Origin of the sequence: Cellulosimicrobium sp. E-16 (assembly GCF_049913115.1) — a bacterium.
Taxonomy (GTDB): domain Bacteria; phylum Actinomycetota; class Actinomycetes; order Actinomycetales; family Cellulomonadaceae; genus Cellulosimicrobium.
Window position 1 is genome coordinate 4,364,454 of the sequence record NZ_CP183974.1, and the last position, 16,277, is coordinate 4,380,730.

20 protein-coding genes are annotated in these 16,277 nt (G+C 74.6%); 13 read left to right on the top strand and 7 right to left on the bottom strand.

The features are described 5' to 3' along the window. The first annotated feature begins 70 nt into the window (after positions 1 to 70). Positions 71 to 991 (top strand): LysR family transcriptional regulator, encoded by a 921-nt coding sequence (locus ACN9MS_RS19155; RefSeq protein ID WP_426309972.1) that lies wholly within the window; start codon positions 71 to 73, stop codon positions 989 to 991. A gap of 6 nt (positions 992 to 997) precedes the next feature. Here ACN9MS_RS19155 and ACN9MS_RS19160 read toward each other — a convergent pair whose 3' ends face one another. Beyond that, entirely contained in the window at positions 998 to 1,408 is a 411-nt protein-coding gene (locus ACN9MS_RS19160) for a VOC family protein (RefSeq protein ID WP_047231031.1), read from the bottom strand. Positions 1,409 to 1,418: 10 nt separating this feature from the next. Next, positions 1,419 to 1,952, bottom strand: a complete 534-nt coding sequence (locus ACN9MS_RS19165; protein ID WP_426309973.1) for a helix-turn-helix transcriptional regulator — start codon at positions 1,950 to 1,952, stop codon at positions 1,419 to 1,421. Between the two features lie 34 nt (positions 1,953 to 1,986). On the opposite strand from ACN9MS_RS19165, the gene ACN9MS_RS19170 reads away from it, so the two are divergent. The 8 genes from ACN9MS_RS19170 (at position 1,987) to ACN9MS_RS19205 (ending at position 9,649) form a co-directional block, all read left to right on the top strand. Continuing rightward, positions 1,987 to 2,769 carry an IclR family transcriptional regulator gene (locus ACN9MS_RS19170; protein ID WP_426309974.1) on the top strand — a complete coding sequence of 261 codons (783 nt, stop codon included), beginning with the start codon at positions 1,987 to 1,989 and terminating at the stop codon, positions 2,767 to 2,769. Between the two features lie 64 nt (positions 2,770 to 2,833). Beyond that, complete coding sequence (locus ACN9MS_RS19175) at positions 2,834 to 3,817, top strand: metal ABC transporter substrate-binding protein (protein WP_426309975.1); 984 nt, start codon at positions 2,834 to 2,836, stop codon at positions 3,815 to 3,817. Beyond that, complete coding sequence (locus tag ACN9MS_RS19180; RefSeq protein WP_426309976.1) at positions 3,814 to 4,578, top strand: metal ABC transporter ATP-binding protein; 765 nt, start codon at positions 3,814 to 3,816, stop codon at positions 4,576 to 4,578. Before ACN9MS_RS19175 ends, ACN9MS_RS19180 begins: the two co-directional genes overlap by 4 nt. Then, a complete protein-coding gene (locus ACN9MS_RS19185) occupies positions 4,575 to 5,459 on the top strand; it encodes a metal ABC transporter permease (RefSeq protein ID WP_426309977.1) in 885 nt (294 codons plus the stop codon). Before ACN9MS_RS19180 ends, ACN9MS_RS19185 begins: the two co-directional genes overlap by 4 nt. A gap of 133 nt (positions 5,460 to 5,592) precedes the next feature. Next, positions 5,593 to 6,093, top strand: a complete 501-nt coding sequence (locus ACN9MS_RS19190; RefSeq protein ID WP_426309978.1) for a hypothetical protein — start codon at positions 5,593 to 5,595, stop codon at positions 6,091 to 6,093. Positions 6,094 to 6,229: 136 nt separating this feature from the next. Next, positions 6,230 to 7,870: a bifunctional phosphatase PAP2/diacylglycerol kinase family protein gene (locus ACN9MS_RS19195; protein WP_426309979.1), complete on the top strand. Its 1,641-nt coding sequence runs from the start codon at positions 6,230 to 6,232 to the stop codon at positions 7,868 to 7,870. 170 nt (positions 7,871 to 8,040) lie between these two features. Further along, positions 8,041 to 8,340, top strand: coding sequence for a hypothetical protein (locus tag ACN9MS_RS19200; protein WP_052877351.1), 300 nt, complete (start codon positions 8,041 to 8,043; stop codon positions 8,338 to 8,340). 205 nt (positions 8,341 to 8,545) lie between these two features. Then, positions 8,546 to 9,649 carry an LLM class flavin-dependent oxidoreductase gene (locus tag ACN9MS_RS19205; RefSeq protein WP_426309980.1) on the top strand — a complete coding sequence of 368 codons (1,104 nt, stop codon included), beginning with the start codon at positions 8,546 to 8,548 and terminating at the stop codon, positions 9,647 to 9,649. 15 nt (positions 9,650 to 9,664) lie between these two features. On the opposite strand, the gene ACN9MS_RS19210 is transcribed toward ACN9MS_RS19205, so the two are convergent. Continuing rightward, on the bottom strand, positions 9,665 to 10,717 hold the full coding sequence (locus ACN9MS_RS19210; RefSeq protein ID WP_426309981.1) for an NAD-dependent epimerase/dehydratase family protein: 1,053 nt from the start codon (positions 10,715 to 10,717) through the stop codon (positions 9,665 to 9,667). Positions 10,718 to 10,876: 159 nt separating this feature from the next. Here ACN9MS_RS19210 and ACN9MS_RS19215 point away from each other — a divergent pair, with 159 nt between their 5' ends. Further along, positions 10,877 to 11,131, top strand: coding sequence for a type II toxin-antitoxin system Phd/YefM family antitoxin (locus tag ACN9MS_RS19215; RefSeq protein WP_426309982.1), 255 nt, complete (start codon positions 10,877 to 10,879; stop codon positions 11,129 to 11,131). Continuing rightward, positions 11,128 to 11,520, top strand: coding sequence for a type II toxin-antitoxin system VapC family toxin (locus ACN9MS_RS19220; protein WP_426309983.1), 393 nt, complete (start codon positions 11,128 to 11,130; stop codon positions 11,518 to 11,520). The genes ACN9MS_RS19215 and ACN9MS_RS19220 overlap by 4 nt, the downstream gene beginning before the upstream one ends. A gap of 35 nt (positions 11,521 to 11,555) precedes the next feature. On the opposite strand, the gene ACN9MS_RS19225 is transcribed toward ACN9MS_RS19220, so the two are convergent. Together ACN9MS_RS19225 and ACN9MS_RS19230 are read right to left on the bottom strand one after the other, a co-directional pair. Further along, complete coding sequence (locus ACN9MS_RS19225) at positions 11,556 to 12,467, bottom strand: siderophore-interacting protein (RefSeq protein WP_426309984.1); 912 nt, start codon at positions 12,465 to 12,467, stop codon at positions 11,556 to 11,558. A gap of 107 nt (positions 12,468 to 12,574) precedes the next feature. Next, entirely contained in the window at positions 12,575 to 13,702 is a 1,128-nt protein-coding gene (locus ACN9MS_RS19230) for an epoxide hydrolase family protein (protein ID WP_426309985.1), read from the bottom strand. Positions 13,703 to 13,833: 131 nt separating this feature from the next. Between ACN9MS_RS19230 and ACN9MS_RS19235 the strand changes: the two genes are divergently transcribed. Continuing rightward, positions 13,834 to 14,784: a helix-turn-helix transcriptional regulator gene (locus ACN9MS_RS19235; protein WP_426309986.1), complete on the top strand. Its 951-nt coding sequence runs from the start codon at positions 13,834 to 13,836 to the stop codon at positions 14,782 to 14,784. A 92-nt stretch (positions 14,785 to 14,876) separates the two neighbouring features. Further along, complete coding sequence (locus tag ACN9MS_RS19240) at positions 14,877 to 15,440, top strand: GNAT family N-acetyltransferase (protein WP_426309987.1); 564 nt, start codon at positions 14,877 to 14,879, stop codon at positions 15,438 to 15,440. Positions 15,441 to 15,465: 25 nt separating this feature from the next. Here ACN9MS_RS19240 and ACN9MS_RS19245 read toward each other — a convergent pair whose 3' ends face one another. Then, positions 15,466 to 15,894, bottom strand: a complete 429-nt coding sequence (locus ACN9MS_RS19245) for a type II toxin-antitoxin system VapC family toxin (RefSeq protein ID WP_426309988.1) — start codon at positions 15,892 to 15,894, stop codon at positions 15,466 to 15,468. Next, positions 15,891 to 16,178 (bottom strand): FitA-like ribbon-helix-helix domain-containing protein, encoded by a 288-nt coding sequence (locus ACN9MS_RS19250; protein WP_154797530.1) that lies wholly within the window; start codon positions 16,176 to 16,178, stop codon positions 15,891 to 15,893. Before ACN9MS_RS19250 ends, ACN9MS_RS19245 begins: the two co-directional genes overlap by 4 nt. Positions 16,179 to 16,277: the final 99 nt, after the last annotated feature.

Consider the following 16,277-nt stretch of genomic DNA (forward strand, 5'->3'; position numbering starts at 1 on the left):
GGTCGCGCGAACAACGGCCGATCCCGTAACGGTGGTTGCGCCCGGGGTTAACGAACGGGACGATCGTCGGGTGGAGCTGCGCGACATCGAGATCTTCCTGACGCTCGCCGAGGAGCTGCACTTCGGACGCACGGCCGAGCGCCTGCACGTGTCCGCGCCCCGGGTGAGCCAGGCGATCGCCAAGCAGGAGCGCCGGATCGGCGCGCCCCTGTTCGAGCGCACCAGCCGGCGCGTCACGCTCACGCCCCTCGGGGAGCAGCTCCGCGCCGACCTCGAGGCCGGGTACCGCCGGATCCTCGAGGGCGTCGAGTCCGCCGCGAGCACCGCACGGGCCACGCGCGAGACCCTGACGTTCGGCGTCATGGGGCCCCTGTGGCAGGAGCTCGCTCCCGTCACGGCGCTGTTCCGCGCCCGCAACCCGCAGGTCGACCTGCGCATGCGCGAGGTCCGCATCGACGATCCCTTCCGCCTCCTGCGCGAGGGCGAGGTCGACGTCGCGCTCCTGTGGCTGCCCGTGGAGGAGAAGGACCTCGCCGTCGGCCCGGTGACCTTCACCGAGCCGATCGTGCTCGCGGTCGGCCGCACGCACCCGCTGGCCGCGCGCTCGTCGGTGTCCGTCGCGGAGCTGGCCGACGAGAACGTCCTGCCGTCCGGGCTGCCCGTCCCCGACTACTGGGAGGACGCCGTCAGCCCGGTCCCCCGCAGCGAGCCCGACCGCGGCGGCACCACCCCGACGCGCGAGGAGGTGCTGTGGCGCGTCATGTCCGGCGACGGCGTCGCCGTCGCGTGCGCCCAGGGCATCCGGTACCTCGAACGTTCGGACGTGGCCTACGTGCCGCTCGACGAGCGGCCGGTGCTGCGGTGGGGGCTCGTCCGGCGCGCCGGGCCGATCCCCCCGCTCGTCGCCGAGTTCTCGCAGGTCGCGGCCGAGCTCGGGCCGCTCGCGCTCACGCTCGACCTCGAGGCCGCGGGATCGAGCGGCCGGGTCTGACGCCCCTCAGCGGCGCTGCTGGATGCGGATCTCGTTGCCCGCCGGATCGCGGAACGCGCAGTCGCGCACGCCGTAGGGCTGGTCGATCGGCTCCTGCACGACCTCCGCCCCCGCCGCCTCGATCCGCGCGAACGTCTCGTCGACGTCCGCCGTCGCGAGGTTCACGCCGAAGTAGGCGCCCTTCGCGACGATCTCCAGGAGCGCGCGCTTGTCGTCGTCGCTGAGGCCGGGCGTCGCGGCCGGCGGGTGCAGCACGATCGCCGTGTCCGGCTGGTCGGCCGGGCCCACGGTGATCCACCGCATCCCCTCGTAGCCGACGTCGTTGCGGATCTCGAAGCCGAGGACGTCGCGGTAGAAGGCCAGCGAGGCGTCGGGGTCGGTCTGGGGCAGGAAGCTGGAGTTGATGGTGAGGTTCATGAGCACGACGCTAGGACGGCCGGCCGGCCCGCGCTTCTCGATTCCTGACCGGTCGCGTGACGCGCCGCGCGACGCACGCCGGCATCCCGTCCAAGCGCTCCGCACCGGGGTCGGCGCCGGTCCCAATGCCGCGTGAGGCGGCCGCCGCGGCCGTCCGGGACTCCACCGGCGCGGGGGACGCGGCGTCGGGTTCCGCCGCGCGGCGCCGGTAGACGCTCGGCGGTACGCCTACGAGCTCGGTGAACCGCGTGCTGAACGTCCCCAGCGACGAGCACCCCACGGCGAAGCACACGTCCGTGACGCTCAGGTCGCCGCGCCGCAGCAGCGCCTTGGCGCGCTCGATGCGCCGCGTCATGAGGTACGCGTACACCGACTCCCCGTACGCCGCCTTGAACTCGCGGCTCAGGTGCCCCGCCGACACGTGCACGCCGGCCGCGAGCGCCGCGACGTCGAGCGGCTGCGCGTACTCGCGGTCGATCCGGTCCCGCACGCGCCGCAGCCGCGCGAGGTCGCGCAGGCGCTGGTCGTCGGGCAGGGTCGTCACGCCTCGATCGTGCCACGCGCCTACCGTGGTCTCCATGCCGAGCGACGTCCCCGCCGCGCGCCAGGCCGTCCGCGTGCTCACCTACCTCGCCGCGCAGGCCGGCCCGTCGCCCGCGGCCGCCGTCGCGCAGGGCCTCGGGCTCCCCCGCTCGACCGTCTACCACCTGCTGTCCGTCCTCGTGGACGAGGGCTTCGTGACGCACCTCCCCGAGGAGCACCGGTACGGGCTCGGCACCGCGTCGCTCGCGCTCGGGTCGGCGTACGCGCGCCAGGCGCCGCTCGCCCGCCTCGCGCGGCCGGTCGTCGCGCGCCTCGTCGAGTCCACCGGCGAGAGCGCGCACCTCGCCGTCCTCAACGGGCGCGAGGTCCTCTACCTCGTCGAGCAGCGCGCGCCGCGCCGCCCCACGCTCGTGACCGACGTCGACGTCCGCCTCCCCGCCCACCTCACCGCGAGCGGCCGCGCCGTCCTCGCCGGCCTGCCCGCCGCCCAGGTCCGCGCCCTCTTCCCGAACGCCGCCGCGTTCGCCGACCGCACCGGCGTCGGACCGCTGTCCCTCAGCGCCCTGCGCGAGATCCTGCGCGGCGTCCGACGGCGCGGCTGGGCCGAGGAGGACGGCGAGGTCACCCCCGGTCTCGCGTCCGTCGCCCACGCCGCGGTGGACCACACCGGCCTCCCCGTCGCCGGCATCGCCCTCACCTTCTGGGCCGACGACGCCCCGCCCGCCCGACGGGCCGAGCTCGCCGCCGCCGTCGGACGCGCCGCGACCGAGGTGAGCCGCCGCCTCGGCGCGAGGGAGAGCCCCGCCCCGCCGAGGTAGTGCCGTGGCCGCCCCTCGGCGCGCGTCGTTGCGCACGCCGGGCCTACGGACTAGATTTTTCGGTATGCCGAACTTTGTGTCCCGGATAGCCGGAAGAACCGTCGCCCGGGCCGTCGCGCTGGCGACGGTGATCGCGCTCGCCGGGTGCTCCGCCGGGACCGACGCGGGCGGCGAGACCACCGTCGACGACGGCCGACCGGTCGTGCTCACGACGTTCACCGTGCTCGCGGACATGGCGCAGAACGTCGCGGGCGACCACCTGCGCGTCGAGTCGATCACGAAGGTCGGCGCGGAGATCCACGGCTACGAGCCGACGCCGGGCGACCTCCGCAGGGCGGCGGACGCGGACCTGATCCTCGACAACGGCATGGGGCTCGAGGCGTGGTTCGGGCGGTTCGTCGACGGGCTCGACGTCCCGCACGTCGTCGTGAGCGAGGGCGTCGACGCTCTTCCCATCGAGGACGCGCTCGGCGACGACACCGCCGAGGAGTACCAGGGCAAGGACAACCCGCACGCGTGGATGTCGCCCGTCAACGGCCAGCTCTACGCGCAGAACATGGCCGACGCGTTCGCCGAGCTCGACCCCGCGCACGCCGACGACTACGCGGCGAACGCCGCGGCGTACTCGGCCGAGCTCGCGGCCGTCCAGCGCGAGCTGACCGACGCGCTCGACACGCTCCCCGAGGGCCACCGCGCGCTCGTCTCGTGCGAGGGCGCGTTCTCCTACCTCGCGCGCGACGCGGGCCTCGCCGAGCAGTACCTGTGGGCGGTCAACGCGGAGCAGCAGGCGACGCCGCGGTCGGTGGTCGGCGCGATCGAGTTCGTCGAGGAGCACGACGTCCCGGCCGTGTTCTGCGAGTCCACGGTCTCGGACAAGGCGATGCGCCAGGTCGCGCTGGAGTCCGGTGCGGCGTTCGGCGGCACGCTCTACGTCGACTCGCTCTCCGAGCCCGGCGGCCCCGTGCCGACCTATCTCGACCTGCTGCGGCACGACACGGAGACCATCGTCGCGGGCCTCGCCGGGACGACGGCGGCGGGCGACGCGTGAGCGCGGGCACGCGGACGCCGTCGGGCACGCCCGCGATCGACGTGCGCGACCTCACGGTCCACTACGGCGACGTGCTCGCGCTCGACGGCGCGACCCTCGCCCTCGGGTCGGCGCACGGGCCGGGGACCGTGTGCGGGCTCGTGGGCATGAACGGGTCGGGCAAGTCGACGCTGTTCAAGGCGGTCATGGGCATGGTGCGCCCGGACCGCGGCACCGTCCTGGTCGACGGCGCACCCCCGGCACACGCCCGAAGGGCCCAGGCGGTGGGGTACGTGCCGCAGAGCGAGGACGTGGACTGGGCGTTCCCGCTGAGCGTGCGCGACGTCGTCATGACCGGCCGCTACGGCTACCAGGGGTTCACGCGGCGCACGCGGCCCGCCGACCGCGACGCCGTCGCGCACGCGCTGGAGCGCGTCGAGCTCACCGACCTCGCGGACCGGCAGATCGGAGCGCTCTCGGGCGGGCAGCGCAAGCGTGCGTTCGTCGCGCGCGGGCTCGCGCAGGGCGCGACCATCCTCCTGCTCGACGAGCCGTTCGCGGGGGTCGACAAGCGCACCGAGGCGACGATCACCGCGCTGCTGCGCGAGCTCGCGGCGGGCGGCGCGACCGTGCTCGTCTCGACCCACGACCTGCACGCGCTGCCCGAGCTCGCGGACGAGGCCGTGCTGCTCCAGCAGCGCGTCCTGCTGCACTCGACGCCCGCGGAGGTCCTGCGGCCCGAGAACCTCGCGCTCGCGTTCGGCGTGGAGGTGGCCCCGTGACCGACGTCCTCGCGGCGCTCGTCGAACGGCTCACCGAGCCCCTGTCGTTCGAGTTCCTGCGCACCGCGCTCGCGGTCACGGTCACCGCGGGGATCGTGTGCGGCGTGCTGTCGTGCTGGCTCGTGCTCGTCGGGTGGTCGCTCATGGGCGACGCCGTCTCGCACGCCGTGCTGCCCGGCGTCGTGCTCGCGTACGTGGTGGGAGCGCCGTTCGCGCTCGGCGCGCTCGTGTTCGGGCTGCTCGCCGTGCTGCTCATCGGCGCGGTCCGCGACACGAGCCGCGTGAAGGAGGACGCGGCCATCGGCGTCGTGTTCACGACGCTCTTCGCGCTCGGCCTCGTGCTCATCTCCGTCACGCCCAGCCAGACCGACCTCAACCACATCCTGTTCGGCAACCTCCTCGGGGTGTCGCGCGCCGACCTCCTCCAGGTGCTGGTCCTCGGCGCGGTGACGCTCGTGGTCGTCGTGCTCAAACGGCGCGACCTCACGCTCTACGCGTTCGACCCGACCCACGCGCACGCGATCGGGCTGTCCCCGCGCCGGCTCGGCGCGCTGCTCCTCGGCCTGCTCGCCCTCACCGTCGTCGTCGCGCTCCAGGCGGTCGGGGTCGTGCTCGTGGTCGCGCTGCTCATCACGCCCGGTGCGACGGCCTACCTGCTCACCGACCGGTTCTCGCGGATGCTGTGGATCTCGCCGCTCGTCGCGGCGGTGTGCGGGGTCGTCGGGATCTACGTGAGCTACTACCTCGACACCGCGTCGGGGGGCACGGTCGTCGTCGCGCTCGGCGTCGCGTTCGCCCTCGCGTACCTGTTCAGCCCGCGCCACGGCCTGATCGGGACCCGCGTGGCCGCCGCACGACGCCGGCGCCTCGTCCGGGTCTGACCCTCCGCCCGGCGGGACGCGCCCGTTCCGGACGACGGGCGACGTGTCGCCCCCGTGCGCTGTGTGCGAAATCTCCATGAATTCGCCCACGATTCCCTGGCTCTTCTCAGGTTCGACCGGGAGACTGGGTGCCATGTCAGCGAGGACGAGCGAGCCCACGACGCCGCAGCGCACGCGCACGTCTGCCCGGTTCGCCGCGGCGAGCCTGCTCGCGCTGGCCATGATGCTCCCGATGTGCTCGACGGCGAGCGCGGCCGAGGTCCAGCAGCTCATCGCCGACGCGCAGGTCCAGACCGAGACGATCGGTGACGACCTCGACCGCGTCCACGCCCAGCTCCCCGCCCTCCACCCCGTGCTCCGCAACGACGTGCTCGACGCCGTCGAGTCGGTCCAGGCGGCGACGGACGAGGCCCGTTCCGCGCTCGACCGCGCGACCGACGGCGACGAGGCCGCCGACGGCCGGGCCGCCGTCGCGCTGGCCGACGCGCAGGTCGCCCTCGACGCCGCGTCCGCGCAGCTCCGGCACGTGACCGACCTCGCGCACGACGCGGGCGAGGGCGTCGCCGTCGCGCTCGAGCGGCTGCAGGCCCACATCGACGTGCTCCGCGGCGAGACGAGCCGCGCCGGGGTCTGACCCCGCCCTCCGTCGTCGCGAGATCGACCCGCGCGGTGGAGATCGACCCTTGGTGGGTCGATCTCGTGACGGTGGGGCCGATCTCGCGGAGCACGACCGCCGCGCGGTCCGTCGCGACGCTTCCTACGATGGCGGGATGCCGCGCATCACCGGGATCGTCAAGCCGCACGAGGCGTTCCCCGGGGTCGCCCGGCTCGACCGCGCGATCAACGGCTGGACCAACCGTCGCGCTCTGGGACCCCTCGCGGACGCCGCGCTCTCACGCCTGTCGACCGCGGCCGACCGCAGCGTGCTGTGGGCAGGTACGGCCCTGGGCATCGCCGCGACCGGCCGGCGCGGGCGCGAGGCGGCGCTGCGCGGCTACGGCTCGCTGCTCGTCTCGAGCCTCCTCGCGAACGTCGTCGGCAAGACCGTCTTCGGCGGCGAGCGCCCCTCGCTCGAACCGCTCCCCCTGTGGCGCCGGCTCGCCGACCCCCCGACGTCGCCGTCGTTCCCGTCCGGCCACTCGGCGTCGGCGGCCGCGTTCGTGACGGGCGTCGCGACCGTGTGGCCCGCGCTCGGCCTGGCGCTCGCGCCGCTGGCGGGGGCGGTGATGTACTCGCGCCTCCACACCGGCTCCCACTGGTTCTCGGACGTCGCCGCGGGCGCCGCGCTCGGGGCGGGGGTCGCCCTCGTGGGCCGAGCCCTCGTGCCCGGCAGGGCCGAGCGCGGCCCCGACGTGCCCGCCGGCCCGCCCGCCGTCGTCCCGGCGCTCGACGACGGAGTGGGGCTCTTCGTCGTCGTCAACCCCGCGGCAGGGTCGGGCCGCCTGCTCAAGGAGGACCCGCTCGTCGCGCTGCGCGAGGGCCTGCCGCGCGCCGTGGTGCACGTGCTGAGCGAGGACGACGACCTGCGCCGCCTGTTCGACGACGCCGCCGCGGACGGCGCACGGGCCCTCGGCATCAGCGGTGGCGACGGCACCGTCTCCACGGCCACGGCGGCGGCCCGCGCGCACGACCTGCCGCTCGCCGTCTTCCCCGGCGGCACGCTCAACCACTTCGCGCGGGCGGCCGACCTCACCTCCATGGGCGCGACGGTCGCGGCCGTCCGCACCGGCTCTGGCGTGACGATCGACGTTGCCGACCTCGAGGTCGACGGGGACGACAGCCCGCCACGGACGGTGCTCAACACCTTCTCGGCGGGCGTCTACCCGGAGCTCGTCACCGAGCGCGAGAAGCACGAGCACCGCCTCGGCAAGTGGCCGGCGGCGGTGCTCGCCGCTGCGCGGGTACTGCGGCGCGCGCACCGGGTGCGGATGGCGGTGGACGGGCACGACGGTGAGTACTGGTCGCTGTTCGCGGGCGTGAACCGCTACTACCCGCAGAGCCTCGCCCCGGTCGAGCGGCGCCGGCTGGACGACGGCGTGCTCGACGTCCGCACGGCCCGCGCGGAGCGGCGCGCGAGCCGGCTGCGCACGTTCCTCGAGGTCGCGGCGGGCGACACGGGGACCCGCCTCGCGCGCCGGGTCCCGGGCGTGCGGCGGCACCTCGTCGTCGACGCGACGGCGGTCCCCTCGCTCGAGCTCCGGTTCCCGGCGCGGGGCGCGGTGGTCGGCCCGGACGGGCCCGACGGCGGGGCCTCGTCAGGGGTCGCCTCGGCGCCGCCCGTGGTGCTCGCGCACGACGGCGAGACGCTCGCGCTCGACGGCGCCGCGGGTGCCGGACCGGTCACCGTCCGTCTCACGATGCGGCGCGGTGCGGTGCGGCTCTACGCGCCGAGCGACCCGACGGCGGGGTAGTACGTCGCCCCTATCCCTTTTGTCGCTCTTTCACTGACATCGGGGAGAACTCCCCCTGTTCAGGCACACGCGCCATGCCCCACAATGAGGCCCGCAGTCGCGCGGACGGCACCCCGTCCGCGCCCCGTCCGGACTCGACCACGTCGGCCCCACCAGAAAGCAGAAGAACCATGGCCCAGCAGTACCCCGCCGCCCCGCAGGCCCCCGCCGGCTACTCGGCCCCGATCGAGGACCCGGGCAAGACCCTCGGCATCGTCGGCTTCGTCCTGGCGTTCGTCTTCGCGATCGCGGGCATCGTCGTCAGCGCGATCGCGCGCAAGAAGAGCAAGGAGGCGGGCTTCGACAACCAGCTCGCCAAGTGGGGTCTCATCCTCAGCATCGTCTTCACCGTGCTCGGCGCCATCGGCTTCATCATCTACGTCGTCGCCATCGCGGCGCTCGTCGCGAGCGGCGACGTCTCGACCTACTGAGTCGGCGCGCCGCACGCCGGCGCCACGCCCGACGGCCGTCGTCCCTCCCGGGGCGGCGGCCGTCGTCGTGCCCCGGCTGCGAGTCGCCGCGAGACCGGACGGGTCGCGGAAGAAGGACGGACCCGGCACGGTTGAGACGGCGCACGACCGCGCCGCCGGTGAGAGCACCGGACCGCCGACGGTCGACCGACCGCAGGAGCAGACGATGACCGACGACACGACTCCCCCGACCCCCGCCGGACCCGAGGGCACGACCGCCGGACCGCCGTCGGACCCCACGACCGTCGAGCTCGGCCTCGACACGTTCGGCGACGTGACCGCGGGCCCGGACGGTGCGCTCCTCAGCGGGGCGCGCACGATCCGCGACGTCGTCGAGGAGGCGGTCCTCGCGGACCAGGTCGGCGTCGACTTCTTCGGTGTGGGCGAGCACCACCGCGCGGACTTCGCGATCAGCGCGCCGGAGGTCGTGCTCGCGGGGATCGCGACGCGGACGTCGCGCATCCGGCTCGGGTCGGCGGTGACCGTGCTCAGCTCGGACGACCCGGTGCGCGTGTTCGAGCGGTTCTCGACGCTCGACGCGCTGTCCGGCGGGCGGGCGGAGGTCATCCTCGGGCGCGGGTCGTTCATCGAGTCGTTCCCCTTGTTCGGGTACGACCTCAGCGACTACGAGGTGCTGTTCGAGGAGAAGCTCGACCTGTTCGTCCACCTCCTCGACGAAAGGCCGGTCACCTGGTCGGGCACGAAGCGCGCGGGCCTGGCCGACCAGGAGGTCTGGCCCAAGACCGAGAGCGGCCGGCTCCGCACGTGGGTCGGCGTGGGCGGCTCGCCCGAGTCGGTCGTGCGGACCGCGCGGCACGGGCTCGGCCTCATGCTCGCGATCATCGGCGGCGAGCCCGAGCGGTTCCGGCCCTACGTGGACCTCTACCACCGCGCCGTCGAGGAGCTCGGCAAGCCGGTGCTGCCGGTCGGCGTGCACTCGCCCGGCCACGTCGCCGACACGGACGAGCAGGCGCAGGAGGAGGTCTACGAGCACTTCGCGGCGATGAACAACCGCATCGGGCGCGAGCGCGGCTGGCCCGCGTACCACCGCGGACGCTTCGCCCACGACGTGCGCGACGGGTCGCTCTACGTCGGCTCGCCCGAGACGGTCGCGCGCAAGATCGCCCGGACGGTGCGACTCCTCGGGGCCGGCCGGTTCGACCTCAAGTACTCGACCGGCACGCTGCCGCACGCGACGATGCTCCGCAGCATCGAGCTCTACGGCACGCAGGTCATCCCGCGCGTCCGCGAGCTCCTCGCGGAGGGCTGACCGGGCCCCGTCGGCTCAGCGCCCGGCAGCGCGGAGCGCGGCGGACTCGAGGTCCGGCGGGAGCCCGACGGCGGGGCGGTCCGCACGCTGCGGCGTCGCCTCGCCCGCGGCGTCGAGCGTGCGGAGCCAGGCCCAGGTGTCGTGCACGGTCTCGCGCACGTCGCGAGGGCGGAGCCCGAGCGCGTACGCGTGCGACGTGTCGGAGCCGTGGAGCGCGTCGTGCAGCTCGCCCGGCGGGAGCCAGACCGGGAGCTGGCTCCACGGCTCGATGCCCGCCGCGAGCACGGCCTCCGGCTCTACCCAGACGAGCTCGGCGGCCGGGTTCCCGGCCGCCGCCGCGTCGTCCGCCGTCGTCTCGACGCACGCCGCGAGCAGCTCGCCCATGGTCGTGTGGCCCGGGGCGCTGACGACGTCGACCGGCCCCGACGCTCCCGCGAGCGCCGCATCGAGCGCGAACGCCGCGAGGTCGCACGCGTCGACGTACTGCAGCGGCAGGTCCGCCGGTCCGGGCGCGAGCACCGGCCCGCCGCGCGCGACGCGCCGCAGCCACCACGGCAGGCGGCCGACGTTCTCGCGCGGTCCGAGGATCAGCCCGGCACGGAGCAGGATCGCGCGGTCGCCGAGCGCGTCCACCGCGGCGATCTCCGCACCGCGCTTGGCCCGCGCGTAGTCGTCGTACGTCGTGTCCCCCGGGTCGCCCTCGACGAGCGGGGCTGACTCGTCGGCGCCGCGCGGGGTCGGGAAGGGGTAGACCGAGCGCGACGACACGTAGACGTACCGGCTGTCACCGGGGAGCCGGCCCGCGAGCGCGCGCGCCGCGTCGCGCACCGCGACGGGCGCCCACGACCACGTGTCCACCACGACGTCCCACGTCTGCGGGACGTCGTCGGCGAGCAGCGCGTCGAGGCCGTCCGGCCGGGTGCGGTCGCCGACGAGCTGCCGGACGCCGTCGGGCACGGGGGTGCTGCCCCGGTTGAGGACCGTGACGTCCCACCCGCGGGCGAGGGCGTCGTCGACGACGGCGCGCCCCACGAAGTCGGAGCCGCCGAGGACGAGGAGACGCGTCATGGCCTCACTCTCCCCCGGCGCGGGGTCTCCCGCAGCCGGTTTACGCCGCCGGCAGACGGCCGGTGGCACGCGCGCTCGGACGGATCTCTCCGGGGTTCCACCCGACAGACCTGGCCAGGTATCCTGGCCATCAGGTCGTCGGAAGGTTGAGGAGTCGCCGTGCAGGTCAATGTGCTCGAGGCCAAGAACAACCTCTCGCAGCTCGTCAACCGTGCCGCAGCCGGCGAGGACGTGGTCATCGCCCGCCGCGGTGTCCCGCTGGTCCGGCTCGTGCCGGTCCGGGCTGACCTCGCGCACGGGACGGGCGCGGCGATCGTCGAGTGGCTGGACGACCACCCGCACGCGGCGCGTTCGCTCCGGACCGCGGAGCAGGTCGACGCCGCGATCGAGGCCGAGCGCGAGGGCTGGGAGTGATCTACCTCGACACGTGTCTCGTGATCTACCTGGTCGAGGACGTGGAGCGCGGGCTCCACATGCGCGGGCTGCTCGCCAGGCACGGCGAGGAGGAGTTCGCGATCAGCCCGCTCGTCCGGCTGGAGTGCCTCGTCGGGCCGCTCCGGTCCGGGGACGTCGAGCTCGAGGACCGTTACCGCTCGGCGCTCGGGCTGTTCGCCGAGGTGCCGCTCGACGCCGTCGTCTTCGAACGCGCCGCGCGTCTCCGCGCTGCCTCGTCGCTCCGCACGCCCGACGCACTCCACCTCGCCGCCGCGCAGGTGCACGGGTGCACGAGTCTGTGGACGAACGACGCTCGGCTCGCCGTCGCCGGGCGTGGGCTCGCCGTGGACGTGCTCCACGGCGACTGACCCGGGTCCCTCGCGCACACGCGCAGGGCCACCGCTCAGTCGGGGTCGGCCGGGTCCAGGGGTGCGTCGGGGTCGAGGTTGACGACGCCGCGGCGCCAGTAGCCGTGGAGGGCGAGCTGGTCGGGACGTGCGCCGCCCCGCCGCAGGTCGCGGCGCACCTGTGCGAGGTCGGTCGCCTCGCCGGCGCCGAACACGTACTCGTCGGCGTCGACGGGGCCGAGCGCGCGGACTGCCTCCGCGAGCTGACCCGGGCCGTCGGTGCGGTAGAGGAGCTCGAGCGTCGCGCGGCCGAGCTCGTCCTCGACGAACGCCTCGTCCACGTCGTCGCCGATCTCGACGATCGCCGTCACCGGCACGTCCGCCCCGACGGCGTCGACCCACCGGGCGAGCGCCGGCAGCCCGGCCTCGTCCCCGACGAGCAGCAGCCGCCCGACGCCGTCCGGCACGCCACGGCTCGTCGTCGGGCCCGCGAGCACGACCTCGTCGCCCGGCTCCGCGCGCGCCGCCCACGCCGACGCGGGACCGCCCTCGCCGGTGGGCGGCTCGCCCGGGTCGGCGCCCCCGTGCAGCACCCAGTCGACGTCGACCTCGGCGACCCGGTCGACGGTCCGCGTCGCCCGCACGGTCAGCTCGCGCGAGATGGAGACCACGCCCGTCGGACGCTGGAGCGCACCGTCGGCCGTGAGCGTCGGGGCGTGCAGGACGCCGGTCGCCGGGTCGGGCAGGAAGACCTTGACGTGGTCGTCCGGGCCGGGGGCGCACAGCGTCGCGAGCGAGGCCCCGCCCGAGCCGTCGGCACCCGGCCCGGCCGACCGTCCGTCGTCGTGCCCGGCCGGCGCGGCGTCGCGGAAGGTGATGCGCCGCAGCGCGCCGGACGTCTCCTGCACGGCGTGCACCCGGACGCGGCGCGGGACGAGGTCGAGTCGGGTGAGGGGTCGGTCGAGCACCGCCCCATTCTGCGCCGACCACGACGTCGCTGTCGCCATCTGGCTGATGACGACAGCGACGTCGTGGTCGAGGCCGCGTCACTGTTCTCGACGGTCGCGGGCGAGCGTCAGGCGAAGAACACCCGCAGGTCGGCGACGACGTCGAGCGGGACCTCGAGCGACGCGTAGTGGCCGCCGCGCGGGAACTCCGACCAGTGCTCGATCCGGGCGTTGTCACGCTCCGCGAAGGCGCGGATCGTCTGGAAGTCGTCCTTGAACACCGCGACGCCGATCCGGCCCTGGCTCACGACCGGCTCCGCGCCCGACCGCTGCTCGGAGTAGTGGTAGCGCGCGGCGGTCGCGTAGGAGTTCGTCAGCCAGTAGAGCGTCGCCTGCGCGAGCACCTGGTCGGCGCTCACGAGGCTCGTCCCGTTGCCGAAGCTCTCGAACAGCTCGTGGTACGCGAGGACGGCGACGGGCGAGTCGGCGAGGCCCGCGGCCATCGTCTGCGGCCGGGACGCGTTCATCGTGTTGTACGCACCCACGGACTGGAACCACTGGAGGTGGCCGAGCGCCGCGAACTCCTTCTCCCCGAAGCCGTCCATCTCGCCCGGAGCGCCGGACGGGAAGGAGAAGAGCTGGAGCACGTGGGCGCCGCGGAAGCCCTCGGGGTCGAGGATCGCGAGCTCGCGCGAGACCATCGCTCCGCCGTCGCTCCCGTGGATGCCGTAGGACGCGTAGCCGAGGTCCCGCATGAGGGTGTCGTAGGCCCGGGCGACGCGTGCCATGGTCCAGTCCGCGTCGCCGACGACGGGCGTGGAGAACCCGAAGCCCGGCATGGACGGGATCACGAGGTGGAACGCGTCCTCGGGCCGCCCGCCGTGCGCGACGGGGTCGACGAGCGGGTCGATCATGTCGAGGAAGTCGAGGATCGAACCCGGGTAGCTGTGCGCGAGCAGCAGCGGCGTCGCGTCCTCGTGCTGCGACCGCACGTGCAGGTAGTGGATCGGCTGACCGTCGATCTCCGTGCGGAAGCCCGGGTAGGCGTTGACCCGGTCCTCGACGGCGCGCCAGTCGAACGACGTCCAGCGCCCGACCATGTCGCGCAGGTAGGACTCGGGCGTGCCGTAGTCCCAGGAGTCGCCGGGCGCGGCCGGCGCGAAGCGGGTCCGCTCGAGGCGCTCGCGCAGGTCGTCCAGGTCGGCCTGCGGGACGGCGACGGCGAACGGGCGGTGCTCGAGGGTCGTGCTGCTCATGATTGCCTCCTCGGTCGGGCGGGGCCTCGTGCCCTGCTCTGGTACCGACGTTACGCAGGGTTCAGGAACGTTTTCTTCCGTTATTCTGGCTCGGTTCCGACTTTCTTCCGGCGACCTCTCGGAGGGACCTGTTGGCCTCCACCTCGGCCCGCATGCTCGCCCTGCTCGGGCTGCTCCAGTCGCGCCCCGACTGGTCGGGCGGCGAGCTCGCCGCGCGACTCGACGTCACCGACCGCACCGTCCGCAACGACGTCGCGCGCCTGCGCGAGCTCGGCTACCCCGTGGACGCCGTGCGCGGCCCGGGCGGTCGCTACCGGCTGGGCGCCGGAGCCCGGCTGCCCCCGCTCCTGCTCGACGACGCCGAGGCCGTCGCGGTCGCCGTCGGGCTGCGGGCCGCGACCGGCACGGCGGGGTTCGAGGAGTCCGGTGCGTCCGCGCTGGCCAAGCTCGAGCAGGTCATGCCGGACCGGCTGCGCCGCCGCCTCGTCGCCCTGCGGTCCGCGAGCGCCGCCGGGCCGGCCAACACCGACTCGAACGTCGAGGACCCGGTCGTCGACCCGGACACGCTGACCGCCCTCGCCGACGCCGTGCGCGACCACCAGGGCCTGCGCTGCTTCTACCGCGACGAGCCGCTGGAGCTCGAGCCGTACCGCCTCGTCGCGTGGCAGCGCCGATGGTTCCTCGTCGCGCGCGACCCGGAGACCGGCGCGTGGGGTCCCTACCGCGTCGACTGGCTCGTGCTGCGCGTGCCGGGCGGGCGGCGGTTCTCGCCGGTCGACTTCCCCGGAGACATGACCGAGTTCGTCGTGCGGGAGGTCGCGCGCACCGGGTGGGCCGTCCACGCCCGGATCGTCGTCGACGCGCCCGCCGAGGAGGTGCTGCGGCGCATCAACCCGACGGTCGGCACGGTCGAGCCGCTCGACGACGACCGCTGCGTCCTCGTCACCGGCGGCGACAGCGTCGAGGTCGTCGCGGTGTGGGTCGGCATGCTCGGCCTCGACTTCCACGTGACGGAGCCGCAGGCTCTCGTCGACCACGTCCGCACCCTCACGGCCCGGTACGCCCGCGCGACGCCCGACTGACTCGTCGGGGCGGTCTGCGCCCGCCCCGCCCCCGGCGTGAGGCCCGACGGCGGCGCTCGCCCGCGTGGGTGGGCGCGCCTAGCGTGGGTGGGATGGACGTGGAGGTGCGCTCCGCCGTCGGGCGCTACGACGACTTCGCCACCGTGGTCGGGCCGCGGAAGGCCGGGGTGCGCGGGTGCTGGTGCATGTCCTACCGCGACAGCCGCGTCAGCGCCGAGGATCGCCCCGGCTTCATGGCCGACCTGTGCACGACCGACCCCGGGCCGGGCGTGCTCGCGTACGTCGACGGTGAGGTCGCGGGCTGGTGCTCGGTGGCGCCGCGCAGCACCTACCGGCGGCTGATGAACGCCCGGACCATCCCGTTCGTCGACGACCTCGACGCGTGGAGCGCGGTGTGCTTCGTCGTCCGGTCCGGGTACCGGCGCCGAGGGTTGATGCACGACCTCCTCGCCGGCGCCGTCGAGCACGCCGCCGCGCACGGCGCACCCGCGGTCGAGGGCTACCCCGTCGACGCGGGCGGCGAGCGCGTCGACGTCATCTCCGGGTACGTCGGCACGGTCGCGCTGTTCGAGCAGGCCGGGTTCGTGCGCGCGGCCCCGACCACCGGCGTGAGCGGCGGCGTGCCGCGGGTCGTGATGCGCCGCGCGCTCGGCTGAGCGTGCAGGTCAGGAACATGCTGGGTCAGGAAGGCACGGGTCTCCACGGGTCGATGACGGCCACGCCGGTGCCGACGAAGTCGCGGACGTTGCGCGTCGCGAGCGTCGCGTCGTGCACGCGACAGATCGCGGCGATCTGCGCGTCGGCCATGCTCATCGGCCGCCCCGCTCGCTCGCGGAGCGCGAGGAGGGTGCCACCGACGCGCGCGGCGTCGGCGTCGTACGCGAGCACCCGGCCCGAGAAGGTCGTGGTGACGTGCTCCTCGATGAGCGCGGCGAGGCGGTCCCGGCGCCGCCCCTCGGGCAGCCGCGCCACGCCGTGGACGATCTCGCCGACGGTGACGGCCGTGATCCACAACGCCTCCGGAGCCTGCGCGTCGAGCCAGCGGAGCACGCGCGCCTCGGGTACCGGGCGAATCGCCTCGGACACGACGTTCGTGTCGAGGACGATCACGCGTCCGCGACCTCGCGGTCCGACCCGCCCGGCTCGTCGGAGAAGTCGACGGCGCGTCCGTGCTCCGATCGCGGGGGCAGGTCGAGCTCGACCGTCAGCCCGGCGTCGGCGAACGAGCTGTGGATGAAGGTGCCGAGCCCGCGTTCCAACCCGCTCGGTGCCGTCACCGCAGACGTGAGGATCGCGCGGATCTCCGCCTCCATGGACCGGCCGTGCTCTGCGGCCCGGGCGCGCAGCCGTTCGCGCACGTCGTCGTCGAGCCCTCGGATCGTCAGCGTCGCCATCTCGACCACCTCCGAGAACCACGCTAGCAAAATGACAGCACTGTCCACCAGGGTCGTCCCGCCCTCGGGCGCAATGAAGTTGCGGCGGGTTGAGAGAAT